The 25468-nt window shown below is 37.1% G+C and carries 26 protein-coding genes; 3 read left to right on the top strand and 23 right to left on the bottom strand.

What is annotated here, in order from left to right:
* Positions 1-25: 25 nt before the first annotated feature.
* Complete coding sequence (locus tag ACZ427_RS08035; RefSeq protein ID WP_461179491.1) at positions 26-307, bottom strand: hypothetical protein; 282 nt, start codon at positions 305-307, stop codon at positions 26-28.
* A 568-nt stretch (positions 308-875) separates the two neighbouring features.
* Between ACZ427_RS08035 and recU the strand changes: the two genes are divergently transcribed.
* Together recU and ACZ427_RS08045 are read left to right on the top strand one after the other, a co-directional pair.
* Complete coding sequence (gene recU / locus ACZ427_RS08040; RefSeq protein ID WP_461179818.1) at positions 876-1466, top strand: Holliday junction resolvase RecU; 591 nt, start codon at positions 876-878, stop codon at positions 1464-1466.
* A gap of 18 nt (positions 1467-1484) precedes the next feature.
* On the top strand, positions 1485-4313 hold the full coding sequence (locus tag ACZ427_RS08045; RefSeq protein WP_461179490.1) for a PBP1A family penicillin-binding protein: 2829 nt from the start codon (positions 1485-1487) through the stop codon (positions 4311-4313).
* Between the two features lie 233 nt (positions 4314-4546).
* Here ACZ427_RS08045 and nth read toward each other — a convergent pair whose 3' ends face one another.
* From nth to ACZ427_RS08110, 13 genes are all read right to left on the bottom strand, one after another.
* Positions 4547-5200: an endonuclease III gene (gene nth, locus ACZ427_RS08050; RefSeq protein WP_461179489.1), complete on the bottom strand. Its 654-nt coding sequence runs from the start codon at positions 5198-5200 to the stop codon at positions 4547-4549.
* Positions 5201-5204: 4 nt separating this feature from the next.
* The gene (locus ACZ427_RS08055; protein ID WP_461179488.1) at positions 5205-5894 is read right to left on the bottom strand and encodes a DnaD domain-containing protein; all 690 of its coding nucleotides are present in this window, start codon (positions 5892-5894) and stop codon (positions 5205-5207) included.
* A 200-nt stretch (positions 5895-6094) separates the two neighbouring features.
* Positions 6095-7387, bottom strand: coding sequence for an asparagine--tRNA ligase (gene asnS / locus ACZ427_RS08060; protein ID WP_461179487.1), 1293 nt, complete (start codon positions 7385-7387; stop codon positions 6095-6097).
* Positions 7388-7428: 41 nt separating this feature from the next.
* A complete protein-coding gene (locus tag ACZ427_RS08065; RefSeq protein ID WP_461179486.1) occupies positions 7429-7953 on the bottom strand; it encodes a cell wall elongation regulator TseB-like domain-containing protein in 525 nt (174 codons plus the stop codon).
* 333 nt (positions 7954-8286) lie between these two features.
* A complete protein-coding gene (dinG, locus tag ACZ427_RS08070; protein ID WP_461179485.1) occupies positions 8287-11094 on the bottom strand; it encodes an ATP-dependent DNA helicase DinG in 2808 nt (935 codons plus the stop codon).
* Between the two features lie 104 nt (positions 11095-11198).
* Positions 11199-11582, bottom strand: a complete 384-nt coding sequence (gene panD, locus ACZ427_RS08075; protein ID WP_461179484.1) for an aspartate 1-decarboxylase — start codon at positions 11580-11582, stop codon at positions 11199-11201.
* Between the two features lie 13 nt (positions 11583-11595).
* Entirely contained in the window at positions 11596-12465 is an 870-nt protein-coding gene (gene panC / locus ACZ427_RS08080) for a pantoate--beta-alanine ligase (protein ID WP_461179483.1), read from the bottom strand.
* 14 nt (positions 12466-12479) lie between these two features.
* Positions 12480-13307: a 3-methyl-2-oxobutanoate hydroxymethyltransferase gene (gene panB, locus ACZ427_RS08085; protein ID WP_461179482.1), complete on the bottom strand. Its 828-nt coding sequence runs from the start codon at positions 13305-13307 to the stop codon at positions 12480-12482.
* Positions 13297-14301, bottom strand: a complete 1005-nt coding sequence (locus ACZ427_RS08090) for a biotin--[acetyl-CoA-carboxylase] ligase (protein ID WP_461179481.1) — start codon at positions 14299-14301, stop codon at positions 13297-13299. The genes panB and ACZ427_RS08090 overlap by 11 nt, the downstream gene beginning before the upstream one ends.
* Positions 14277-15479, bottom strand: coding sequence for a CCA tRNA nucleotidyltransferase (locus ACZ427_RS08095; protein WP_464883553.1), 1203 nt, complete (start codon positions 15477-15479; stop codon positions 14277-14279). Before ACZ427_RS08095 ends, ACZ427_RS08090 begins: the two co-directional genes overlap by 25 nt.
* A gap of 16 nt (positions 15480-15495) precedes the next feature.
* Positions 15496-16620, bottom strand: a complete 1125-nt coding sequence (bshA, locus tag ACZ427_RS08100) for an N-acetyl-alpha-D-glucosaminyl L-malate synthase BshA (RefSeq protein ID WP_461179479.1) — start codon at positions 16618-16620, stop codon at positions 15496-15498.
* Positions 16621-16632: 12 nt separating this feature from the next.
* Positions 16633-17427, bottom strand: a complete 795-nt coding sequence (dapB, locus tag ACZ427_RS08105; protein ID WP_461179478.1) for a 4-hydroxy-tetrahydrodipicolinate reductase — start codon at positions 17425-17427, stop codon at positions 16633-16635.
* A 42-nt stretch (positions 17428-17469) separates the two neighbouring features.
* Complete coding sequence (locus tag ACZ427_RS08110; RefSeq protein WP_464883554.1) at positions 17470-17706, bottom strand: MazG nucleotide pyrophosphohydrolase domain-containing protein; 237 nt, start codon at positions 17704-17706, stop codon at positions 17470-17472.
* A gap of 244 nt (positions 17707-17950) precedes the next feature.
* On the opposite strand from ACZ427_RS08110, the gene ACZ427_RS08115 reads away from it, so the two are divergent.
* Complete coding sequence (locus ACZ427_RS08115; RefSeq protein ID WP_461179477.1) at positions 17951-18823, top strand: YitT family protein; 873 nt, start codon at positions 17951-17953, stop codon at positions 18821-18823.
* A 31-nt stretch (positions 18824-18854) separates the two neighbouring features.
* On the opposite strand, the gene ACZ427_RS08120 is transcribed toward ACZ427_RS08115, so the two are convergent.
* From ACZ427_RS08120 to ACZ427_RS08160, 9 genes are all read right to left on the bottom strand, one after another.
* Positions 18855-19535, bottom strand: a complete 681-nt coding sequence (locus ACZ427_RS08120; RefSeq protein WP_461179476.1) for a zinc metallopeptidase — start codon at positions 19533-19535, stop codon at positions 18855-18857.
* 66 nt (positions 19536-19601) lie between these two features.
* Positions 19602-19871, bottom strand: a complete 270-nt coding sequence (locus tag ACZ427_RS08125) for a sporulation protein YpjB (protein ID WP_461179475.1) — start codon at positions 19869-19871, stop codon at positions 19602-19604.
* A 73-nt stretch (positions 19872-19944) separates the two neighbouring features.
* Positions 19945-20520: a lipoprotein heptaprenylglyceryl N-acetyltransferase LhaT gene (gene lhaT, locus ACZ427_RS08130; RefSeq protein ID WP_461179474.1), complete on the bottom strand. Its 576-nt coding sequence runs from the start codon at positions 20518-20520 to the stop codon at positions 19945-19947.
* A 262-nt stretch (positions 20521-20782) separates the two neighbouring features.
* Positions 20783-21562: a c-type cytochrome gene (locus tag ACZ427_RS08135; RefSeq protein ID WP_461179473.1), complete on the bottom strand. Its 780-nt coding sequence runs from the start codon at positions 21560-21562 to the stop codon at positions 20783-20785.
* Between the two features lie 15 nt (positions 21563-21577).
* Positions 21578-22252: a menaquinol-cytochrome c reductase cytochrome b subunit gene (gene qcrB / locus ACZ427_RS08140; RefSeq protein WP_461179472.1), complete on the bottom strand. Its 675-nt coding sequence runs from the start codon at positions 22250-22252 to the stop codon at positions 21578-21580.
* Positions 22253-22258: 6 nt separating this feature from the next.
* Positions 22259-22771, bottom strand: a complete 513-nt coding sequence (locus ACZ427_RS08145; protein WP_461179471.1) for a QcrA and Rieske domain-containing protein — start codon at positions 22769-22771, stop codon at positions 22259-22261.
* 167 nt (positions 22772-22938) lie between these two features.
* On the bottom strand, positions 22939-23397 hold the full coding sequence (locus ACZ427_RS08150; protein ID WP_461179470.1) for a YpiF family protein: 459 nt from the start codon (positions 23395-23397) through the stop codon (positions 22939-22941).
* A 92-nt stretch (positions 23398-23489) separates the two neighbouring features.
* Positions 23490-24065 carry a ReoY family proteolytic degradation factor gene (locus tag ACZ427_RS08155; RefSeq protein WP_461179469.1) on the bottom strand — a complete coding sequence of 192 codons (576 nt, stop codon included), beginning with the start codon at positions 24063-24065 and terminating at the stop codon, positions 23490-23492.
* A gap of 51 nt (positions 24066-24116) precedes the next feature.
* Positions 24117-25367 carry a tetratricopeptide repeat protein gene (locus tag ACZ427_RS08160; protein WP_461179468.1) on the bottom strand — a complete coding sequence of 417 codons (1251 nt, stop codon included), beginning with the start codon at positions 25365-25367 and terminating at the stop codon, positions 24117-24119.
* Between the last annotated feature and the right edge of the window lie 101 nt (positions 25368-25468).

Consider the following 25468-nt stretch of genomic DNA (forward strand, 5'->3'; position numbering starts at 1 on the left):
CCTTTATTTCTAAAATGTAATCTCCTTATACTGTACCATTTTCAGAAGGAAATGACACTTTTTTAACTGAAATTCTTGTTTTGTTAATTTCAGTCAGCTGATGCTGGAATCTCTCCCACACCTCTTTATCCACTTGCATCGTTAACTTTTGATCAATGACTCTGATTTGATCTGCCATCCGTTGAAGAGATGCTTCCAATTCTTCATGGTTTACACCAGATGTTTCCGCCACAGAATTTCTCGCTGCTAATGCCATTTTAATCACCCTTTTTATTTGACTTAACTTACTTATTCTTGATTCAAACACAGCCTCCTTCCTGTTCGACAAAACTAGAAATAAAGGTACAAAACAACAAAATAAATGATTATTTAACTAAAAAGAGACACACTAACCAATAAAGGAGGTTTGAAAATGAGCCATAAAAAAAGAGAGCCGAAAACAACCGAGACCAAAAGAGATAAATCATTAAAAACTGGTGATAAAAAATTGGATGGCCCGAATAGACCATCAACGTAAACAACTAAGTAAGAAAAAAAGGGGCTTGCTACTATTACAGCAGGCCTCTTTTTCATAATTTGTAGCGAATAGCCGTTACCCCCCCTATTTCCAGATTTACATACGAATACTATGTTGTTTTGGATTTCTTAGTAAATACCAGGATATGCTGAACAATCTTTAAATACGGAACGTTTTAATAAACAGGTACGGAAAATTCTATATAAATGTAGTGATTTGTAATATAATGGATATATGCAACCTTCATCTTGCAGAATTTAATACAGTATTCTACAATGTCTCTCTGATTAATGCTTTATTAATTATCACGTGAATGGTTTTCTGATATGATACTGTAATATGCAGGAGGGATTATTTGATAAATTATCCGAATGGAAGAAAGAAACTCCAACCAAAAAACAAGCCAGCAGGAACAATAAATAATAAATATAGTAACCGTGGTATGACACTAGAGGATGATATTAATACAACAAATAAATTTTATTTGGAGTCAGAGAAGGCAATCATTCATAAAAAGCCCACTCCTGTACAAATCGTAAAAGTGAACTATCCGAAAAGGAGTGCGGCAGTAATAACTGAGGCATATTTCAAACAGGCGTCCACTACTGATTACAACGGTTTATATCGCGATAAGCATATAGATTTTGAAGCTAAGGAAACAAAGAATAAAACAATGTTCCCCTTAGCGAATATCCACGATCATCAAATGAAACATATGGAGTCGATTGTTCGTCATGGCGGTATTTGTTTTTTAATTATACGGTTTTCAGCATATGATGAAACATATTATTTTCAGGCAGAGAAACTTTTTCCATACTGGTACGACAAATTAAGTGGTGGTAAAAAATCCGTCCCCTATGAAAATATAAAACAAGAGGGATATCTTATTCCATTGAAATACCAGGAAAGAGTAGATTATTTGACAATAATAGATAAGCTTTACTTTTAGAACGGAGGAAAATGAGCTATGGCAAACAACAGCCAATCTCGAACAGCAAGAAGAAAACAGAATAAAAACAAAAAGAAACCTTTATGGAAAAAAATAGTATTTACATTATTAATAGTATGTTTAGTAATGGGAATTGGAGCAGCGGGATTGACCACCTATTGGATTGCAACAGCGCCGGATGTTGATGCATCTATGCTTTCCGATCCTTTTCCATCACAAATATTGGACAAAGATGGAGAAGTTTTCGCTTCCCTCGGAGCGGAAAGCCGGACAAAAATTGAATTTGACGATTTACCTGAAGTATTGATTGATGCAGTAACCGCAACGGAAGATGCAAGATTTTTTGATCACCCTGGTGTCGATATCAGAAGGGTTGGCGGTGCAATTGTCGCTAATATAACAGATGGCTTTGGTTCTGAAGGAGCCAGTACAATTACACAACAGGTTGTTGAAAAGTCATTTTTAACACCGGATAAGAAAATCAGTCTTAAAGTCCAGGAGATGTGGCTGGCCCTTAAACTGGAACAAGAGTATTCAAAAGAAGAAATAATGGAAATGTATCTGAATAAAATTTATTACGGAAGTGGAGCATATGGCGCAGCAAAGGCTGCGGAAATATATTTTGGCAAGACGGACTTAAATGAACTCACATTACCGGAGGCCGCTATCCTTGCGGGACTCCCACAACGTCCATCAGCCTATAATCCTTTTGAAAATCCTGAATTAATGAAAGACAGAATGAACACGGTATTATCGTTGATGGTTCGACACGGTAAAATTTCCGAAGAACAGGCAGAGGAAGCTAGCCAGGTTGATATTACCTCCTTATTAACGGATTCAAGACCTGATTCGGTACAATACGAGGCATTTTTGCAGCAGGTTAATGATGAAGTCAGTGAAAAAGTGGATGGAGCAGATATATATACAGACGGACTTACAATTCATACGACATTAGATACAGATGCACAAGAGCATGTGGAACATCTGTTATCTGATGAGTCTCCGATAAGTTATCCGGATGAAGATCTTCAGGCAGGTATGACAATCCTCGATACAAAAAACGGGGCAATCCGTGCCATAGGAGGAGCTCGAGGAGGATTGGAAAATGATGGGTGGAACTATGCGATTGATGGTGGCCGGCAGCCTGGTTCGACGATAAAACCAATTGTCAATTATGGACCGGCAATTGAATATAATAATTGGTCAACCTACCATCAATTTAATGATAACGGCGCATACCAAGTAGGTGACCACACGTTTAGCAATTTTGACAATCAGGCCCATGGCTGGGTATCCATGCGGACAGCTTTAAGTAAATCTTATAATATACCCGCTCTACAAACACTTGAGGAAGTTGGCTTGGACAATGCATCTACATTTTCTGAAAGTTTAGGAATACCATTGGAGACAACACAGATCGGGGAGGCAATTGGTGGAACAAGCACAAGTACCACTCCTCTACAGATGGCAGGTGCCTATCGCCCATTTGGAAATGAGGGAATCTATAATGAGCCTTATGCTGTAACAAAAGTTGAATTCCCTGATGGAGAAACGGTTGAACTCCAGCCGGAACCTGAGGCAGTAATGGCTGACTCTACTGCTTATATGATTACCGATATACTGAAAACTACGATGTCAGAAGGAACAGGTACATCAGCAAACGTTCCCGGACTTGCTGATGCTGGAAAAACAGGTACAACCAATCTTGATGATGGTAGTGCCGGGGATGCCTGGTTCAGTGGTTATACAACAAATTATACAATAGCAATTTGGACAGGATATCCGCAAAATGATCCATTAACTGATACTTCCATTTCGCGGCAACTGTATAAAAATGCAATGAACGAGATTTCAGCAGGTATCGATACACCTGATTTTGAAAAACCTGATTCGGTTGTTGAAGTGGAAGTGGAAAAAGGTTCCAATCCCGCTGCATTGCCAAGTCAATATACACCGTCTTCTGAAATTGTAACGGAATTGTTTGTAAGAGGTAGTGAACCGACCAGTACTTCAGAAAAATTTGATCAGCTTGATCCTGTAGATAGTCTGAGCGCTGAATATAATGAGGATTCAAATTCAGTAAATGTTGAATGGAACTATGACTCAGATGCTGATGTTTCATTTGAAGTAAGCGCAAGTGAAAATGGTGGACAAATGCAAAGCTTATCGTCCACGACAGATACATCCCTGGAAATTTCGGATGTAGAACCAGGAACAGATTATGAGATCCAGGTTGTTGTAGTAGATAACAATGATGAATCCAATACAAGTGAAGCAAGGTCGACTTCTATTACAGTACCAGACGGTGAGAATGATGAAGATGACGGCAGCGATATAGGATCTGTCGAAGGTTTAAGTGGAACATACAATGAAGAAAATCAAATCATTGATGTTTCCTGGCAGTATAATGGCCCGGCAGCAGAATTTGAGGTAAGTGTAAACGGCCAGACACAAACAGTATCTTCAAACGGTATGGAAATTAGCGGTATTCAGCCTGGACAAGCATATACGATTAATGTTACTCCTATCGGGGCAAATGGAGATAGTGAGGAGCTCCGTGGTGAGACACAAAGTACAGAAGTCACCGTACCGGAGGAAGAAACCGATAATGAAGAAGAGAACAGTAATGAGGAAGAGAACGCTAACGATGAGGAAACGAATAACGAAGAAGAGAATGGCAACGAAGAAGAACCAGATACCCCTGTAGAAAACGGTAGTGAAGAAGAATCTGATAATGAGGAAGAGAACAATAATAATGAAGAAGGTTCTGGTAGCGGCGAAGAAACGACGAATGAAGAAGAAAACAATAATGAAGAACAAGATAGTAACGAAGAAGGTTCTGAGTAATAACTGATTCTATTAGAAAACTTGGCATTCGCTATAGTTAGGCGGATTGCCCAAATCCACACTTATCCAGTAAGAAAGTTCTTACCTGCCAAAAAAGAGGTAACCCCTAATTTTAGGAGTTTACCTCTTTTTTGTTTATGAAAATCAAATGTATACAGCATATCAAGGTAAACCGGTGCTTGTTCACAAACAGGAAAGTATAAGACTCTCCTCTTTTTTAGTGCATCCTTTAATCAACTATTTATCTTTTTCAAGCGCTTCTGCCCTTCCCTACATATATCAAGTAATGGGCACTCCGGACAGTTTGGATTTCTTGCCTTGCAATGATACCTTCCAAAGAATATCATTCGATGATGTGTTTCGCTCCATTCTTCTCGTGGTACTTTACGCATCAGTGTTTCTTCTACTTCAACCACAGAATCCTTCCAACGGCATATTCCCAATCGCTTGGATACACGTTCTACATGTGTATCAACGGCAATTGCAGGTTCATTGAATGCTATGGAAGCAACTACATTAGCAGTCTTCCTTCCAACCCCGGCAAGTTTCATTAATTCTGCTTTCGTTCTTGGTACTTGTCCTTCGTATTCATCAAGTAATACCTGACATAGTTTCTGTATGTTTTTTGCCTTTGTACGGTACAGTCCAATTGATTTAATATCACGTTGTAGTTCTTCCAAGGATACAGCTACATAGTCCTCAGGTACCTTATATTTTTTAAATAAATCAGCCGTTACCCTGTTTACAAGTGCATCGGTACATTGGGCAGATAACAAAACAGCAATAACCAGCTCGAATGGATTAGAGTGATTCAGTTCTCCTTCTGCGTTCGGAAACATTTCTTTCATCTCATCCAAGCAATGTCTTATCTGCTTCTTATTTAACATAATCTCAGTCTTCCCCTTCCAACCAATTATAATAAAATGATGTATCTCTTTTTGTTGTATTTTCCTGCTTTTTTTCCTGTTTATGATGGAAGTTTTTACTTGCTTCTCTTGCCTGTTCCACGGAATGAATTCCTTTCTTTTTCCATTCTCTCAGGATTCGATCAATATATTTAAAATTCAATTTCCCCATTAATACAGATTCCCGAAGACCCGCTTTAATTAAGGATGGAGCGATTTTATCTTCGTCAAGCCAGGCATTTATTGTTTCAATTTCAAATGGAGATAGCGGTCTGCCAAACTCCTGTTCAAATAATATGAAAATAGTGCCATCTAATTGTTCTTCTTGTTCTTCCTTCGGCTGCTGTTCAGTTGTATATAGTTTTTTCCAAAGCGGATTAAGGGAATAAGCTTCACTTATCTGGTTTTTTTCATTTTCTTTCTGATTAATCAACAGAAAGTTTTTCTGGATTAGTTTACGTAAGATGTTTGCACAATCTTTTTCATTAATCGTTAAATGTTCTGCGATTTCATAAGGTGTTGGAAAGTCATTTTCCTCTTGCAGAAATCGGTGTAATTGTAAAATTACCATTACCTCTATTTCATTAAGACCCAGTGAAATATAACCCGTAAGTAATTTTTGGGGAACCGGCAACTGATTTAATAAAATTTGCTGTAATGAAAAAGAATTTGTCATGTTAATATAGCACCTCACTTATAGTATAGCATGAATCTTATTTTTAGAGTGAAACGACAATCAGCTGGGGCCTTTAACGCCCCAGGATGTGAAATTTTAATGTGACGGTGGCACGAATAGTAAATCCCAGACCATAGGCCAATGATAAAAATCCCTTGCTTTACTTATTTGCAAGGGATTTGTTGATTAAACAAAATGTTTTATGGATAGAGTCGGTTTAGAAGTCTTGGAAATGGAATCGTTTCTCTTACATGATCTACACCAGATAACCAAGCTACAGTTCTTTCAAGGCCTAGCCCGAAACCGGAATGTGGCACACTGCCATACTGACGAAGTTCCAGATACCATTTATAAGCAGGGCCGGTCAACCCATGTTTTTCATACCGTTCTTTCATTAGTTCCAAATCATCTATCCGCTGTGAACCACCAATAATTTCCCCATAACCTTCAGGGGCAATTAAATCAGCACATAAAACGACATCCGGTCTCTCCTGATCCGGTTTCATATAAAACGCCTTTATTTCTGCAGGGTAATTCGTAATAAAGACAGGTTTATCAAACGTTTCAGCAATAGCGGTTTCATGTGGAGCACCGAAATCTTCTCCCCATTCAATATCAGTAAAACCTTTTTCCTTCAGCAATTCCACTGCTTTATCATATGAAATTCTAGGGAAGGGAGCTTTTATTTTTTCCAGTTTTGATCTATCTCTTTCCAATATATCTAATTCAAGTTTACAATTTTCCAAAACACCCTGGACAATAAAACTTACATATTGTTCCTGAATTTCAAGACTTTCTTCGTGGTCCACAAAAGCCATTTCCGGTTCAATCATCCAGAACTCAATCAAATGCCTTCGTGTTTTTGACTTCTCTGCGCGAAATGTCGGTCCAAAGGAGAACACTTTTCCAAATGCCATAGCAGCAGCTTCCATATATAATTGGCCGCTCTGCGAGAGATAAGCTTCTTCATCAAAATATTGTGTTTTAAATAATTCAGTTGTACCCTCAGCAGATGACCCCGTAAGAATTGGTGGATCAATTTTCACATACCCACCATCATTGAAAAATTGATATGTTGCCCGAATGATTTCATTACGAACTTTCATTATGGCATGCTGTCTTTTAGACCGGAGCCACAGATGTCGGTGATCCATTAAAAATTCCGTACCATGTTCTTTTGGTGTTATCGGATATTCGGTTGCCTCATGAATCAATTCTATTTCACTGACTTGCAATTCGTAACCAAAAGGAGACCTTGTATCTTCCACTATTTTTCCGGTTATGTACATGGAAGATTCCTGGGTCATGTTTTTAGCCAATTGGAAGGTCTCTTCACTTACATCATTTTTTGCTACAACACCTTGAATAAAACCTGTTCCATCACGAAGCTGAAGAAATGCGATTTTACCACTTGAACGTTTATTGGAAAGCCATGCGCCAATCGTGACAGTCTGTTCATTATAATTTGGCACATGTGAAATAGTTGTTTTCAAATAAATTACCTCCATTAATTAACTTTAATGTAAATCGTTTTCTAATTAAACATCGAATTAAGACGGTATTGTTTATGTTGTGCCCCATCATAGATGGATACATAAGCGAATACATAGTTGTTTGCTTCATCGTAATATGTTATTTCCCATAATTCATTTCCATCATCCAATGCTGGTACGATTTCAATTAATTCACAGCCGTTACATTGTTCGCTCCATTGGCTCTGAATCTCTTCTTCAGGAATTATTTCATTCCTGTCAATTGTAGTCAGATTCTTTTCTCTTCCTGCTAAAGGATAAAAAATTATCTTTTCTTCATTATCCTCATTTTTCCCAAAGACGACATGGTATGCTTCAGAGCCATTAAATTGTTCGATTTTAGATACTTCAGTAAGTGAAGTAGCACCAAGGAGCTGTGCTTCTGTTTCAGCATAAGCTGAATTTTCATCCTTTTGAATATCCTTATATAGAAATATGGCGAATATCAAACAAATTAGAGCAAATATAGCAATTGCCAGCAAACTCCATTTAACCCAGCCAAACTTTGAATCTTGATTATTGTACATTATTTTCACCCAAATTTAAATCAGTCATCATATCTTCCTTTTATGCTCATTTTATCCAGCTTCCACCATTTGTGATACATTCTTCTTGTTTTATTAAAATTTGCAAATCATAAATGATGTGGCATATGCAAACAATATGTATCATGTTGATGTAAATGATATGAAACATATTAGTTACTTGTAAGCCATACAGAAATGTGTTTCATTATTTTATTCAACAAATTTCTTCCATCCCATACCTTTATATACTGATGCTTATTAATGAAGCATCAGTATTTTTTTTAGACTTTATCGGATAAGAGTTAAGAGGCTCATTGCTCATAAAGGTTTATTTTAAAACCACTTCCTGGCTGCTTCCATTAGTTTATTGGTAGAATCAACCGTTATTGGTACATCAGGAATTGATTCAGTAAAGAATTTTCCATAACGGGATTTTGTGACCCTTGCATCACATACAAAGACAATACCTCTATCGCTTGTGGAGCGGATCAATCTTCCGAATCCCTGTTTGAACCGAATCACAGCGTTCGGTAGTGCTAATTCGAAAAAGGCGTTTTTACCATTATTTTTAAGCTGGTTTGATTTTGCTTCAAATATTGGGTGGTCTGGTGGCTGAAATGGCAGTCGAACAATCATCAGGCATGATAAATCTTCACCAGGTATATCCACACCTTCCCAAAAAGAGCTTGTTCCCAAAAGTATGGCTTGATCAAAGTTTTGAAAATTTTTCTTTAGCCGTGTTCTGCTGCCGCTTGATACTCCTTGTGCAATAATAACATATTTATCGATATCAATCGTTTCTTTCAAAATCGCATGCGTTTTTTTCAGCATGTCATAGGACGTAAACAAAACGAGCATTCTACCATCCGTTATCTCGGCTAAAGAAATAATGGCTTCACATGTTGCATAAATAAAATCATCGATATTCCCATGTTTAATATCCGGAAAGTCATCCGGGATAAGAAGCTGAACCTGATCCTGATATGAAAAAGGTGAATTAATTTTCTTTGTTACTATACGTTCTGAATTCAGTCCCAGTCTATTTTGAATAAACGAAAATGAATTTCTCATTGTTAATGTTGCACTTGTTAAAATAACACTTGCTTTTTTATCGAAAAAGTCATTTGCGAGTAATGTAGACACATCGGTTGGCTCACTGTATAAATAAACTGCATTTTTTGCACCGTATGTCTCAATTTCAATCCATTTAACCTGTGACTGTCCTTCTGAGTTTTCCATTATAAACAACTGTTCAATACGATCAATAAATGACTGGAGGAGTTGTATGTTTACATTGATCTCTTCCCTATCGTATTTATCCAGGATTTCTTTTTTATCAAAGTATTGCCCTATTATCGTAAGTATATGAATTAAATCACGAATAAAAAAGGTTAACCTTGTAGCCATTTCTTTAATTGGATTCCACTTTTCAGGGTACTCCTTAGCCGATTCAAAACGGTATTGTGTTCTTCCTATATCACTTAATGATTTATTATTTCTTTTTTGATCGACTACATATTGAAACAGTGTACGAAATAAATCATCGATTTCATATTTCGCCTTTGCAAGTATATCATCCCATTGTTCTAATGGTAATTCACTCTGATTAAACATGTAATTCTTGAGGATTTTTCCTAATGTTTTTGCTTCTTCAATGCTTCCGAGTTGATTGAGGCTGTATTGAATATTAATATAATCGAGTTTCAGCCCATAATGTCGTGATACAGTTTCCTCCAAATGATGAGCTTCATCAATAATTACCTTGTCATAACTTGGGAGAAATTGGTAATCATTAAACATATCAGTACATAATAAAGAATGATTTGTAATAATAATATTCGCCTGCTGCGCTTTTCTGCGTGCATTCTGGTAAAAGGATCTGGAAAACCATGGTGATTGTGGGTCTATATAACCTTCTGTATCGGTTGAAATTTTTTTGAAAAATAAATAACCACTTGATGGTAATTGAATTTCATCTATATCACCAGTATCCGTTTCTGTTAACCAAACAAGGAGTTTAGCTTTCGTAAGAGCACTATCATAATTATCTTCTTGTTCTATAGCCAGTTCCCGCTCAAACTTCTCCATGCTTAAATAGTGACTCTTCCCTTTTAGTAGTGCTGTCTTAAAAGGAATCGTGATTAACTTTTGAATTAATGGTATCTCCTCTTCCAATAACTGTGATTGTAGTTGAGTCGTATATGTACTGATGACGATTCGCTTTTTAGATCGAACAGCTTCATAGATTGCAGGAATCAGATAAGCGACTGACTTTCCGGTGCCGGTTTCCGCTTCGATTAAAGCATGTTCTCCTTGTCGAAATGTATCATAAATCACTTCCGACATGTCACGCTGACCTTCCCGCTTTTCATACTTTCTCATGTTTTTTTCCATTGTGCCGTCTGATTCATAAATATCGTCTAAATAGTCCCCATATGATGTTTCTATTTCCGGTGCTGAAACTCTAGAATTTTCTATGTTTTTGAAAGCAAGACCTCTAAATGTAGCAATACCTTCTATTTCCTCCGTAGAAAACGCTAAATCCTGTTGCCTTTTGTTCAGTAGCTCATAGAAGTCTGATTTAAAATGCTTTTCCAATTTTAATAGATGATCAATGGTTTCATACGGTAAAGAGGTAAGCTTTTCTTTTAACTTTATAAATAACTTTGCTGTTACATATGCGTCTGACAAAGCTCTATGCGGATCATTATGATATATTCCCAGGTATTCCGCCAACTGACCTAATTTGTAGCCAGGTGCTTTTGGATATAAAATCCTTGCAAGTTCTACTGTATCAAGTACAGGGTTTCTTAATTGCTGTATACCATTATTTGCTAACTCTGTGTTTATAAAGCCCAAATCAAAAGGCACATTATGGGCGATTAGGTAAGCGTCCGTGAATATTTCAGTGATATCGTTTGCCTTTTTCTTAAAAGAAGGGGCATCAGCAACATCTTCATCAAATATTCCAGTTAAATTAGATATAAATGGTGGAATTGATTTATCAGGTTTGAGTAAGGTGGAAAAATGCCCCGTTATCTCATTGTCTTCAATTACAACAATACCAACTTCAATAATCTGGTCCCCTTTTGCCGGGGAATGTCCAGTAGTTTCAAGATCTATTACAACATATTTATCCATAGTACCACCTTACTTTCTATATACCATATCATTGATGTGTATTGGAAAACAGCAAAACTCTTATCTTAAAGTTAGATAAGAGCTTCTACATCAGCGATCCAGATCTACATTTCTGTCAATGGAGATTCCTGTTCAATCAACTGCTCTATTTCATTCTTATCATTCATAATCGCTACTTTAGGTTTATATGATGCCAGCTCTTCATTAGAAATAATTGCATAAGAAACTATAATAACCGTATCATCCTTTTGTACGAGCCTGGCAGCTGCGCCATTTAAGCACACAACCCCTGAGTCCCTTTTCCCAGGTATAACATAGGTTTCCATTCGGGCACCATTATTATTATTTACAATTTGTACTTTTTCGTGCGGTAATATATCAACTTTCTCCAATATTGATTCATCGATTGTTACACTTCCAACATAGTTTAAATTGGCTTCTGTAACTCTGGCGCGGTGAATCTTCCCTTTCATCATCGTGCGAAACATAGTAATCCCCCTGCTATATCTGATCAATAAGTTTTCCGGTTTTATCAAAAATAAGGTTATCGATTAACCTGGCATGTTTAAAAAATACTGCAATTCCCAGTATAACCTGTTGGTCGATTACACGCACAGATTCCAGTTCCGGATAGCTTAATAATTCAACATAATCCACGGTACCGCTAGTTTTGTCTGTTAATATATCCATAACCTCTTTAACTATAATATCAGGATTTTTTTCACCGTCAACTATGAGTTTCTGCCCTTCTCTTAATGCTTTATACAATGACGTTGCTTCTCTTCTTTCCGTCTCACTCAAATATACATTTCTGCTGCTTTTTGCCAATCCATCGGTTTCCCGACTGGTCGGTACTCCAATAAGTTCTATTGGAAAATTAAAATCCCTAATCAGTACATCAACTACTGCAGCCTGCTGAGCATCTTTCATGCCAAAATAGGCTCTGGTTGGCTGTATAATATTAAATAACTTTGTTAATACAGTAATAACACCATCAAAATGCCCTGGACGGGATTGTCCACATAAGACTTCAACCCGCTGATGGATAGACATTGAAATAGCCATTTTATTCGGGTACATCTCTTTTTTTTCAGGAATGAATAAAACATCAACCCCTGCCTTTTTAGCTAGTACTGTATCGTGTTCCTCATTTCGAGGATACTCTTCATAATCTTCATTTGGCCCAAATTGTAATGGGTTAACAAATATACTGGAGACCAAAATGTCATTGTCTTTTTTTGCCTGTTCCATCAAACTTATGTGCCCATCATGGAAAAAGCCCATTGTCGCAACAAAACCTATTTGTTGATTCTGTCTTTTCCATTCACTTGTCATTTTTTGCATCGCTACGACCGAACGAATAATTTTCATATGATATCCTCACTTTAATCTGTTGGCAAACTGTTTTTATCTTTTATTAAAAATGAATGTTCATCCGTGGGGAAAGATGCTTCCTTTACATCCTTCACATAGGACGTAATCGCGTCTGTACTTTGTACACCTATATCATTATAGGGTTTCACGAATTTAGGCAGGCGATCAACACCATATTTAACGATATCATGATAAACCAGTACCTGACCATCACAATTGATTCCCGCACCGATACCAATGGTCACAATATCAAGTGATTCGGTTACTATTTCCGCCAGTTCTTTCGGTACACATTCCAAAACCAGTGCAATCGCACCATATTCCTCAACTTGTTTTGCGTCATGAAGGAGTTTTTCTGCTGTTTTTTTATCTTTCCCCTGAACTTTAAATCCACCAAGGATATTTACCAATTGTGGGGTCAGCCCTAAATGTGCCACCACCGGAATTCCGGCATCCGCAAGCCGTTTTATTAATAATAGATTTTCCTCAGACGCCCCTTCAATTTTTAAAGCCTGTGCCTGTGTCAGTTGAAAAATATCCCTGGCGTTTTTCATGGATTCTTCCAACGAAACATGATAAGACATAAAAGGCATATCGACTACTGTAAACGTGTCAGGAGCACCACGTCTTACAGCTTTCCCATGATGTATCATATCAGCTACAGTAACATTAACGGTAGAGTCATATCCCAATACGACCATACCTAACGAATCACCTACTAATATCATGTCAATACCGGCTTCTTCAGCGGTTTTGGAAGAAGGATAATCATAAGCAGTTATCATTGATATTTTTTCACTTTTTTGCTTCATTTGTTGCAAATCCAGTCTATTTAACATTCTCATCCCCCTCTTTATTAAACCATTCAATTTCTGCAGAATATAGTTTCATTGTTTCTCCATCCTCAGTTTTTGTAAGCATGGCCCCATCTTCCGCAATCCCCATAAATAATCCTTCCCATTTATCTTTCCGTGTCTTAATTGAAATTGTTTCACCTATTTTGAAACCATAGCTTTCCCATTTACTTTTAATTTCTGAAAAACCGTTTTCAATGTATATGTCATATGCATTTTCAAATGTCATTAAAATTTCCTGGATCAACTCATTCACATTCCACTTTGTATTTGTCTCTAATTTTAAAGAGGTTGCTTTGTTTTGGAGATCTTGTGGGATATCCTCAATTTCGTGATTTACATTTAGACCGATACCAATAACGATATAGTTGATTTGATCCTGTTCTGCTTGCATTTCCGTTAGAATTCCAGCAGATTTTTTATGATTTATCAAGATATCATTCGGCCACTTAATGAGCGGTTTTGTATTTGTATAAGAACGCAGGACATCTGCTATAACAGTCGCAGTCAACAATGTTAATTGAGGCGCAAGATACGGTAATATTGCAGGTCTTAAAATAATACTAAGCCATATCCCTTTATCTTTTGATGAATGCCATTCACGATCCATTCTACCCCTTCCCTTTGTCTGCTCATCAGCAACGATAATCGTACCATGTTTAGCATGATTCTGTGCAGCCTGATGCCCTACAACCTGTGTAGAAGGAGTTGTTTCTTTATGTATAATGTTTTTTCCTAACCATTTTGTCTCTAATCCCCAATGAAGCGTATTTTCAGTAAGTTTATCTGGGAAACCTAAAATTCGATAGCCCTTTTTCGGTTTCCCTTCAATTTCATATCCATCTTTTTCAAGTTCTCTCATATGTTTCCAGATTGCATTGCGGGATATTTTTAATTGATTAGAAAGAATCTGTCCGGATATATAACTATCTTTATTATTCGCTAAAATATTAATTAGTTTATTTCGGGTGGATTCCATATTATCCATTCCTTTATTTCAATTTTTCTATTAATCAATGTGCCTGTAACAATTTTTTGTTCAATTGAATGAATTATATCCTTCAACCATGGTCCCCTTTTTAAATCTGGAAACAGATTTGCTATTTCATTTCCATCAATAACGATATCTTTTTTTGAATGAATGGGGAGGCTTCCGTCAATCTGTTTCATCTCCTGAAAATTGAAAGGAATGCTCGGATGCAGTCCATTAATTAAACGTACAAATCCATGATAATAAGCGGAATCCAGTTGGTAGACAAGCCATCGATCCAGCTGATTTATTTTATAGTAATCGTATGCTCTTACCAATTGAATTGCTTCGTTCTTTGTCCTATTCGAACATTTCCATTCTTTTCCCCATTTTACCACACTAATCTCCGGTTCAAGAATATGTAACAGTGCAATTATTTCTCCAAGCGAATATAGTGTGTTCATAGACTTTGGCAGCAAATCCATGATATATGGATATTTCATCATCACAGGAAGATGTTTATATACTCCAGATTCCTTTAGATACGCTATTCCGTTAATTATAAATCTCCCGGCAAATAATTTGGTGATCTCATTTACTACCCGTTCCACTGCAAGGTTTTCTATATCCTGTTTACATTTTTTCATCTCATTGAATGTTTCAGGGTGAATTGCAAAACCCAATTGACTCGAAAAACGGAGTGCACGAATGATACGTAAGGGATCTTCCTGAAATCGCTCAAAGCCGTCCCCCACTGTCCGGATCATTCTATTCTGTAAATCTTTTTCTCCATCAAACAAATCAATAATATTTCCGTTTTTATCCATTGCTAATGCATTAACGGTAAAATCCCTCCGCTCAAGATCCTGCTCAATGTTACGAACAAATTCCACAGAATCCGGATGCCGCCTGTCCGTATACGTGCCATCAACCCTGAATGTGGTTACTTCATATGATTCGTGCCTATAACGGACAATGACTGTTCCGTGCTCAATGCCAACAGGAATAACCTTTTGAAAGATTTGCTGGATCATTTCGGGAGATGCTGATGTTGCAATATCAATATCTCCCATTGGCCGTTTTAATAGAAAGTCACGTACACAGCCCCCCACAAAAAAAGCTTTATGGTTATGTTCTTCCAACTTTTCTAAAATAGGTCTGGCTGAATGAAATTCTTCTATAAGCAAATGGATCACCCTATTTTTAATTTTTTAGCACATCGTCATACAAATCCAAATATTGGTCGACAATTTTTTTTGAATTGAAGTTTTCCCATGCATGGCTATGTGCTTTTTTTGAGAATTCTTCTAAAAGTACTTCATCATTCAATAATTGAACTGCATATGCTGCAGCAGTTTTAATATCTCCCAATTCAACTATGTAGCCTGTCTCATTATGAACGATTACTTCTGGAATGCCTCCGACATTTGTACCGATTGCCGGTACTTTACAGGCCATCGCCTCCAATAGGACCAGACCGAAACTCTCTTTTTCTGATAATAACAATTTTAAATCAGATATTGACAATAAATCACTGATATTTTTCTGTTTCCCCAAGAACAATACGTTATCTATAAGTCCAAGCTTATGAACAAGCTGAATCGCTTCAGAATATTCCGGACCGTCTCCGACCAAAAGAAGTTTACTGGGAACATTTTCTGCAATCTCATGGAAGGTATTGATGACATCTTTTATTCGTTTTACCTTGCGAAAATTTGAGATATGAATGATGACTTTTTCATCCGGTCGAATTCCGTATTCTTCTTTGACATAGGGTAATTCCTTTTTAGAATACTCCTCTTCGTTAACAAAATTGTAAATGACCGAGATTTCCTTATTAACTTGTAACATATCCATTGTTTGGCTGACTAAACTTTTGGAAACTGCAGTTACTGCATCAGATTGCTCAATTCCATGCTTTATCATTTTTTTGAAAGTGTGGTCAATTCCTAAAACGGTAATATCCGTTCCATGCAGGGTTGTAACGATTTTTACATCATGTTCGGCAATATCTTTTGCCAAAATAGCACAAATGGCATGTGGCATGGCGTAGTGTACATGAAGGATATCCAATTTTTCCTGGTCAATCACTTCAGCCATCTTTGTTGCTAATGCAAGATCGTATGGCGGGTATTGAAATACCGGATAATGATTGAGTTCAACCTCATGGAAATAGACTTTTGGATAAATCTGATTTAAACGAAACGGCAAACTGGATGTTATAAAGTGAATTTCATTTCCCTGTTCCGCTAAAAGCATTCCCAATTCGGTTGCAATGACACCTGATCCACCAACTGTGGGGTAGCAGGTGATGCCTATCTTTTTCATTCTAAACGCTCCCTAGAGTACATTTTCCAGTCCATAAACAAGCTCGTCCAATTCCATCACTTTCTTAATGGAAAATTTTATACCGTCCATAAATGATTCGCGATTATACGAATCATGTTTAACGGTTAACGTTTGACCAGGGCCACCAAATATGACTTCCTGATGTGCAACAAGACCCGGCAGGCGCACACTGTGGATTCGCATTCCGTCATATTCTGCCCCTCTGGCTCCCTGGATTGTCTCTTTTTCATTTGGATGTCCCTGAATGGTTGAGTTTCTTGTTTCTTTTATAAGTTCAGCTGTCTTTATTGCAGAACCGGATGGAGCATCAAGTTTTTTATCATGGTGCTTTTCAATAATATCTACATTTGGCAGGTATTTGGCAGCCATTTGAGAGAATTTCATCATTAGTACGGCACCAATCGCAAAGTTTGGTGCAATAATAGCACCTATCCTCATTTCTTTTGCGATGCTTGTAAGTTCATGTAGCTGATCAGTCGTAAAGCCGGTCGTTCCAATTACAGGACAGACATTATTTTCCAATGCCAACTTTGTGTGTTCATAAGCGACATCGGGTACCGTTAAATCCACGAATATGTCTGCTTCTACATGTTGAAAGCATTCAGTGACATCTTCGAAAATAGGTACATTTAAATTAGGCATTGTTTCAATATTCATTATCTTTTTCCCATTATTTTTACGGTCAATGCAGGCCACTAACTGAAATTCGACTTCTTCATCCACCATTTTAAGTGCTTCTGAGCCCATTTTCCCTCGTGGCCCGGCTATAATTACTTTGATCGTCATTGCTGTTTGCCTCCTAGTGTATGAATTATAAAATAGAGTGTTTTAATCTTTATGTGTCCAACGATCCTTATCGCGGGTTTCAATTTTGTTGATTGCTATATCAAATGCCTCAGATAAATCGATTTCCAATGAGTTAGCAAAACAGGATAGGACAAAAATGATGTCACCAAGTTCCTCTTCGATGGTTTTTTCTTTTTCAGTTGTTTTTTTCGGCTTTTCCCCATGATAGTGATTTACTTCACGAGCCAGTTCCCCCACCTCTTCCGATAACCTTGCCATTAAACTTAGCGGTGAGAAATATCCTTCTTTAAATTGAGCAATATAATCGTCTACTCGTTTTTGAATTTGATTTGTGTTATATGTAGGTGTATTAATAGTAAGTTCCCCTTTAATCAAATTTAATCTACTATTATGTTAGCTAATACATTGTGTTTTGACAAATTTTTTCTTCTAAATAGGGAAAATTAAAATTGTTCTACTTTAACTCATTGATTATAATAAGAAGTTGATAGGAGGAGTTACCATGTTTTTCAGGTTGAAAATTAAAAATATCCTGTTTATCCTTTTAGGTTCAGCTATATTCTCATTTGGAATCGTTCATTTTAATATGCAAAACAACCTTGGTGAAGGCGGATTTACGGGTATTACTTTATTGCTTTACTTTTTATGGGGCTGGGATCCTGCTATCACTAATATTCTTCTGAATATTCCTGTGTTTCTTATCGGATGGAAATTCCTTGGACGTAATACATTTATCTATACGATTATTGGCACCGTTGCTGTTTCGTTGTTTTTAAGTATATTCCAGGCAAATCAGTTCACTATTTACTTGCAATCAGATATGACATTGGTAGCTCTTTTTGCAGGGGTTTTTATCGGTGTTGGTCTGGGTATCGTATTTCGATATGGAGGTACTACAGGCGGTGTCGACATCATTGCACGGCTTGTTAATAAATATGCCGGCTGGAGTATGGGAAGAACAATGTTTTTGTTCGATTTTGTCGTCATTTCTACTTCTGTATTAGTTATACTGGAATTGAGAGAAGGTATGTATACACTTGTTGCAGTATATGTTGGAGCCAGAGTGATTGATTTGATTCAGGAAGGAGCATATGCTGCACGTGGAGCAACAATTATTTCAGGTCATAGTGAAAAAATAGCGAAAAAAATCAATGAAGACATGGACCGTGGAGTAACGATATTGAATGGGAGAGGCAGCTTTTCCGGTGAAAATCGTGACGTATTATATTGTATTGTAGGCAGAAACGAAATTGTACGTATGAAGCATATTATAAACGATATAGATCCACACGCTTTTGTAGCTATGAGCTCCGTTCATGATGTGATGGGTGAAGGGTTCACACTGGATGAAAATAAAAATCCGATTGATAATTAAAAAAGAGGACGTTAACCCGCCCTCTTCATTACTACTCTCTCTGTGCTAAAAAAATCATAACAAATCTTAACAGCTCAGCAACAGCCACTAAAGCGGCGGCTACATAAGTCATTGCAGCAGCATTTAATACTTTCTTCGTTTCACGTTCCTCGTTATTCCTAATAACACCTGTAGCGACCAATTGACCCATTGCCCTATTGGAAGCATCAAATTCCACTGGAAGTGTTACCAACTGAAATAGAACGGCAGCTGACATAAAGATAATACCCAGAAAGAGCATATTTGTCATTTGGAAAAATATACCTGCTAAAATAAAGATGAATGAAATATTTGAACCAAAGCTGGCAACAGGGACCAACGCGCTTCTGAATTTCAAAAAGGCATATTCCTGCTGATCCTGGATAGCATGTCCGACTTCATGGGCGGCAACAGCGGAAGAAGCCATTGAACGTCCATTATAAATACCATCTGAAAGATTAATCACTTTCTTTCTTGGATCATAGTGATCCGAAAGTGTGCCTTTTGTTCGTCCAATCTGAACACCATGTAAACCATTATCATCTAATATTTTACGAGCTACTTCCGCTCCTGTCATACCGGATGAAGTTGCTTTCTTTGAATACTTTTTATAAGTACTTTTCACTTTTGACTGTGCCCACATGGGTATAATCATCAAAAGGGCAATATAGATTAAATAACCACCCAAACCCATTTACATTCCTCCATTAAGTGTAAATTATTTATTTACCTAAGGTCAATTTTAGTCAAAATCCAGCTTTCAGTCAATCATTTTGTCCTTCTCATCTTGTTTCTTTTCTCCTTTATATTTTCTCCAACTTACATAGGTTAATGTAATGGCAATACATCCTCCAATAATACCTGCCGTCCAGAAAAAAGGTGTAAGATCGGAATTTTCTTTTGCTGAAGAGGATGAGGCCGGTGTAGTCGAATCAGCCAAAATCGCTGAATCTGAAATCTGCAAATGAATAACGATCACTATGAAGAGGATGGCTGACAAACAGGCGTATCTTATAACTCTTCTTGCCATAGGGATCACCTCATATAGTTCTTCTTCTTATAATTTATGATCAGGTATGGTGATATATGCCAATCCTTTACCTTTATATTTTATTCTCAGGTTTTACCGTCAGTTTATAAGCAATAAAAATACATAATATGCTAAGCCAGAACGTAAAATAGCCAATCTCATTCATATAATTTGTGAGAGAAGAATAAGTGGGCATCATTCCAAATACATAATCAATAATATCATTATGCAGTGTCCATATTGTAGCAACAGCAATATGTTTACATTTAATTTTATAAAATGGGGCATAAAGCAATCCTTGAATCGCCATAGCTCCATGGGAAGCCATTAGCATATAGCCCTGCCATCCCAGTGACCCCTCTACTGCCATTGTCAACAAATTCATCACAACCGCCCATATTCCGTACTTTAATAATGTAATAATCGCAAGCGCTTCAATATAAGGAACATTTTTTTTAAATATAAAAAAGAACAGAAAGATAGTAAAAAACAAAGTAGCTGTAGGACTATCTGGTACAAATAACAGAAAAATATCCGGTGTAATTGACAACTGTCCCCGGTACCATATATATCCATAAATCGTACCAAAAAAGTTTACAAAAAATAAGCAAAGTAAAAACCATTTATCAAGTAATATGTATTTAATCATTTTGGCAATCCCTTCTACCATAGAATCCGATGGTATTAATTAAGAAAAGCGCGCACTTTGGTCATCCTAAGGGAAGATGAAGTTCGACGAAGAGCGTCATATCTGCGGCAACCCCGGACTGAACTTTGTCCATTGTTTCGAAATCAGACGCGGCTGATTATACAATAAGAAGTTATATTGATAGATCATCAACTCCCTCTGCTTGTAAAAAAGCACCTTCACCAATCGATCTTGGCAAAGGTGCTTTTATTTAATATGTTCGTTATTCTGCTGCCTGTTCATTTACGGAAGTAATAAATTCTGCTAGTTGCTGTAATTCTTCATCCGTACCGCTAAACTGATCTGCAGGCATCGAACCTATTCCATCTGTTGCTATTGTAGAGATTTCCTCAGTTGAACGATCAATCCCGATTAATGATGGTCCAGCTGCTCCACCTTCCAATGACTCACCATGGCATGTCATACAATTACTTTCATATACAGCATATCCAGGATCCTCTGTATCAATTTCAACTTGAGCATCAGGTACAGGTTTATTGGCTTCTGCACGCGATTCCCAGTCTACTACAGCAGCTGAAGTATAGGTTAACCAGATTACAGAAACTAAACCTATCAACATCATTCCAACAGCTATAGGACGTTGGTGCGGTCTGCGTCCTGGTCCATTGTCTAAAAATGGTGCGAGTAGTAATGCGCCAAACGCAAGCCCAGGGAGCACCAATATCCCCATTAACGTCCAATCCCCACTGGCAAATTCATATTTCAGCAGTTCATATAAGAACAGGAAGTACCAATCCGGCAATGGTATATAAGCTGCATCCGTTGGATCTGCTACCCCTTCCAGAGGTGATGGATGTGCTAAAGTCAAGCATAAAAATCCAACAAGAAACACAGACCCTGCCAACCATTCCTTTAATAAAAAGTTGGGCCAAAAAGCTTCTGTTCTACCGGGATATTCAGAATAATCTTTCGGTATATGTGGATTAGTTTCAGTGGAGATTCGCGAATCTCCTACAAATTTCATTCCTTTACCCTTTTTCACAGTTTCCCCTCCTTTTTATAGTGGTCCGGAAATACCTTGTTTACGTATTAAGATAAAGTGTATACCCAGCAGTGCAAATAAAGCAGCCGGCAGGAAGAAAACATGGATTGCAAAGAACCTTGTTAATGTCTGTGCCCCAACGATCTCCGGGTCACCAGCAAGCAAAGTTTTTAGTTCCTGGCCTATAAACGGAACCTGCTCTGCGATTTCAAGCCCTACCTGTGTAGCAAAATATGCTTTATTATCCCACGGAAGTAAATATCCTGTAAAACCAAGTCCAAGGATTACAAAGAATAATAATACTCCCACCATCCAGTTAAGTTCACGCGGCTTCTTATATGCCCCCTGGAAGAACACACGGCATGTATGTAATAACAGCATTACAACTACAACACTGGCCCCCCAGTGGTGCATTCCGCGAACGATTTGGCCATGTGCTACTTCTGTTTGTAAATAGTAAACAGATCTCCAGGCATTTTCGATGTCCGGAACGTAATACATAGTTAAAAACATTCCAGAAAGAATTTGAATAACAACAACGAAAAACGTCAAGCCACCGAAGCAATAGACAAAAGCTGAGAAATGGTGGGCCGGGTTTACATGTTCCGGCACTTCATGGTCTGCGATATCCCGCCATATTGGCGTAACATCTACACGTTCGTCTATCCAGTCATAAATTTTTTGCAGCATAAATAATTACGCCTCCCCTCTTGGTATTGCATCACCTAAAAATAGCATTCCATTTTCTACACTATGTTCATAAACATCCAGTGGCGATAATGGCGGAGTACCTGGCACGTTGGTACCATCTTTGTAGTATCGTCCATTATGACACGGGCAGAAAAATTCGTTAGGGAATTGTTCACTGCCCTCCCAGGAAACAACGCAACCCAGGTGCTTACAGACTGGAGAAAATGCTTGAATTTCATCATTTTCATCTTTGAAAACCCAGGCTGATTTGCTGACTTCTGATTCATACCAGCCATCTACCTGCTCTATTGTCCAATCAACGCGTTGCGGCTCTGTAGTTATATCATCCACTGATAAACCAACATTAGCCATATCACCAGCAGAAGACTCTTGCAATACAGGATCTATTGCCATACGTATATTTGGAACAAGCAAACCTGCTGCCATGAACCCGCCAAGACCTGTAAGCGTATAGTTTAAAAACTGTCTACGGGATACTTGCTGCTTCTTTTCACTCATGATTTTCCCCCCTCTTTACAATAATCACGGACAATTGTTATTTAATCAGATTACTAGGACAATACAATGATAGCGCAAACTTATTAACTGGTCAATAAATAATGATATTATTCAACATAATTATGGATAAAATTTTCCAGATTGAACAAATTGTAGTTTTGTGGATTTTACCAATAAGCTCGAATCAATTCACTAATTTGTTCAACCTGGCCTCGAACCAGCTGGTGCATTTCCTTCGAATATAAATCCCCGGATTGATTCGCTGGTAACCAAAGTACGGTTCCTTCCAATGCTTGTTCTTCTTTCTTCCATGCAGCATCAAATGTAACAAAAAAGATATTAGTAAACGGTTGATTCTTCACATCTTCAACCCATGAATTTATTCTATCAATTTCATTTTCCTTGTTGGATGATTTTAAGTAATAATAGTTAGGAGTAAGCATAATTCTTCCCGTTAATTCTTTTTCAATTTCGTTGGACAATACTGAAAGCAATTCATTTTGGAAAGTGTTTTTGTCAAGCTCACTATCGTTTGAGAATTGAAAGGGTATTAAGGGCATTAATAATGTATCTATGTACTCTTTTGCCTCCATGTAATTTGGTATGTCGGTCTTTGACCATTTCATTATACATCACCGATCCTTAAATATTTTTAACACATCGTTTTAGATATACTATCATTATTAAATCTTATATGAAACCTACAAAAAAAATCAACCTATTGCTTTTGCAATTTAGGTTGATTAGAGATGGAGGATTCCAGTTTATTTAACTGGTTTACTAATTTTAAAAACCTCTTCTGATCCATTTCATCCAAAGACTTATCGATTTCTCTCATTAACGAATTCCTTTTAAATTCAAATAGCGAGTCTTCCAATAAGCGTTCGGCAACAAGCTGGTCTTTTTCTGTAATATAATAATTATCCGGAATAAAAGGGTTTTCTTCCAAAACCGAAACATAGAAAGAACTTTGGTTTGCATTCTTGAAATTAAGTTGAAGATATAACGGTTCCTGCGCGTTTAAGCGGATATCATGAAACGATTTTTCTGCGTCTGTTGTTACTAGATGACTTTTATAGAAACGAAAAGGTGTTTCCTTGGAACAATGAGTAGACATCATTATTCCCCTGGAACAAAACTTTACTTCTCTTACGAAATGAACCTTATCCAAAATTTCTTGATGATTAACCAAATAATTTAAAATCCAAACACTTTCACGTTTTTTAAGTTGATAATGATTCAGGAACCACTGAATAAATCTTTTTTTATCTTGTACAGAAATAGGAGTTTGCATGTTTTTCAGATACCTCCTTCATAATCCATCCATCTAAATCGATCAGTTTCACTAACCTTCTCTTCCCAGTCTTAATCTGTTCAGAAATTCTACAGTTTCTTCATCCATAGGAATTTGTTCCAAATATGCCTCAAAAACAGGAATTGCTTTTTCGGTCCTCCCTTCTTCGACAAGGAAATATCCATATTCTTTCAGGAAGTCACTATCATCTTTAAGACCATTGTATGCTTCCTTATAGTAATTTAATGCATCTTCATACGATTCCAATTCATTATATGCCCGAGCCAGCTCCCAATCGTAAACAGAATCATCCGCACCGGTATTTTTAAGTTCGAGTATTAATTCTACTATACCAGAGAAATTTTCCACCGTTTTGTATAATTCAATTAAAAATAATATTGCTTCCTTATAATCCGGATCTAATGCAATCGCCTCTTGTACTAAAGTAACACTTTCTGAATCCTCATCCAGCTGATGCGCCAATACCCCAGCTAAGAAATAAAGTTCCTTATTGAATTCATCAATTTCCAGACCTTTCCTCGCTGTATTATACGCCTCTTTTATCATTCCTTCTTCTTCATAAACTTTGGATAACTGATAATATACCGTGTGGTAATAAGCATCAATTTCAATGACATGTTCCCATGATTTAATGGCTATATCTTTCCGTTCGGCCTGATAAGCAGTAAATCCGTATTTAAATAGTGAATCCGGATTTTCACTTTCGGCGTCTTGAAAAAATTGGAGCGCCAATTCGTATTCACCTGAAGCCGCATGCGCCTCTGCCAGACGATCATTAATTGAAACATTAGCCAGTTCCTTTGTTTTTGGAATTATTTTTTCATAATAGGTAATAGCTTTTCTATATTCACCAATTGAGAATAATAATTCCCCTAATGCAAAATCAATCACAACTTCATTCGGATCATACTGCTTTGCGGTTAATAATTTTTGCTCTGCAACTTCGAAAAGTCCTTGTGCCTGATATAAATCTGCTAACTGGATTAATGCCTGAATATAGGCGGGGTCATCATCTTTAATTTCATTCAATAAATTGATGGCAGTTTCGTCATCTTCTAGTTCAGTATATATATCTGCAAGCAGAATCTTAATGTCAGTTTCTTCTGGGTACTGCTGGAGCAAATCATTTAAAATTGCACTAGACTCCTGTAAAAATCCCCATTGTTTATATAGCTCTGCAATCGTGTATTTTTCTTCCTCATCTGCCAATGGTAAATAATTTTCCAAAAGTTCTATGGCTTCATTTATCTGATTGTTTTCCACTAAATTTACAGCTTCCATTATGGTGTCCATTAGGAACATCCTCTCTATAAAACATACAAAAGTGACGTTACGATATGTTTCATCATACCGAAAACCATTTTTATCTTCAAATAAAAGAA

The organism is Virgibacillus ainsalahensis (assembly GCF_055380755.1).

What these genes read in the sequence shown, in the direction of transcription:
- ACZ427_RS08045 (WP_461179490.1), top strand. Translation starts at nt 1,485, where the DNA reads ATGGCAAACAACAGCCAATCTCGAACAGCAAGAAGAAAACAGAATAAA.
- nth (WP_461179489.1), bottom strand. Translation starts at nt 5,200, where the DNA reads ATGTTAAATAAGAAGCAGATAAGACATTGCTTGGATGAGATGAAAGAA.
- ACZ427_RS08055 (WP_461179488.1), bottom strand. Translation starts at nt 5,894, where the DNA reads ATGACAAATTCTTTTTCATTACAGCAAATTTTATTAAATCAGTTGCCG.
- ACZ427_RS08065 (WP_461179486.1), bottom strand. Translation starts at nt 7,953, where the DNA reads ATGTACAATAATCAAGATTCAAAGTTTGGCTGGGTTAAATGGAGTTTG.
- dinG (WP_461179485.1), bottom strand. Translation starts at nt 11,094, where the DNA reads ATGGATAAATATGTTGTAATAGATCTTGAAACTACTGGACATTCCCCG.
- panD (WP_461179484.1), bottom strand. Translation starts at nt 11,582, where the DNA reads ATGTTTCGCACGATGATGAAAGGGAAGATTCACCGCGCCAGAGTTACA.
- panC (WP_461179483.1), bottom strand. Translation starts at nt 12,465, where the DNA reads ATGAAAATTATTCGTTCGGTCGTAGCGATGCAAAAAATGACAAGTGAA.
- panB (WP_461179482.1), bottom strand. Translation starts at nt 13,307, where the DNA reads ATGTTAAATAGACTGGATTTGCAACAAATGAAGCAAAAAAGTGAAAAA.
- ACZ427_RS08090 (WP_461179481.1), bottom strand. Translation starts at nt 14,301, where the DNA reads ATGGAATCCACCCGAAATAAACTAATTAATATTTTAGCGAATAATAAA.
- bshA (WP_461179479.1), bottom strand. Translation starts at nt 16,620, where the DNA reads ATGAAAAAGATAGGCATCACCTGCTACCCCACAGTTGGTGGATCAGGT.
- dapB (WP_461179478.1), bottom strand. Translation starts at nt 17,427, where the DNA reads ATGACGATCAAAGTAATTATAGCCGGGCCACGAGGGAAAATGGGCTCA.
- ACZ427_RS08110 (WP_464883554.1), bottom strand. Translation starts at nt 17,706, where the DNA reads ATGGCAAGGTTATCGGAAGAGGTGGGGGAACTGGCTCGTGAAGTAAAT.
- ACZ427_RS08115 (WP_461179477.1), top strand. Translation starts at nt 17,951, where the DNA reads ATGTTTTTCAGGTTGAAAATTAAAAATATCCTGTTTATCCTTTTAGGT.
- ACZ427_RS08120 (WP_461179476.1), bottom strand. Translation starts at nt 19,535, where the DNA reads ATGGGTTTGGGTGGTTATTTAATCTATATTGCCCTTTTGATGATTATA.
- ACZ427_RS08125 (WP_461179475.1), bottom strand. Translation starts at nt 19,871, where the DNA reads ATGGCAAGAAGAGTTATAAGATACGCCTGTTTGTCAGCCATCCTCTTC.
- lhaT (WP_461179474.1), bottom strand. Translation starts at nt 20,520, where the DNA reads ATGATTAAATACATATTACTTGATAAATGGTTTTTACTTTGCTTATTT.
- qcrB (WP_461179472.1), bottom strand. Translation starts at nt 22,252, where the DNA reads ATGCTGCAAAAAATTTATGACTGGATAGACGAACGTGTAGATGTTACG.
- ACZ427_RS08145 (WP_461179471.1), bottom strand. Translation starts at nt 22,771, where the DNA reads ATGAGTGAAAAGAAGCAGCAAGTATCCCGTAGACAGTTTTTAAACTAT.
- ACZ427_RS08150 (WP_461179470.1), bottom strand. Translation starts at nt 23,397, where the DNA reads ATGAAATGGTCAAAGACCGACATACCAAATTACATGGAGGCAAAAGAG.
- ACZ427_RS08155 (WP_461179469.1), bottom strand. Translation starts at nt 24,065, where the DNA reads ATGCAAACTCCTATTTCTGTACAAGATAAAAAAAGATTTATTCAGTGG.
- ACZ427_RS08160 (WP_461179468.1), bottom strand. Translation starts at nt 25,367, where the DNA reads ATGGAAGCTGTAAATTTAGTGGAAAACAATCAGATAAATGAAGCCATA.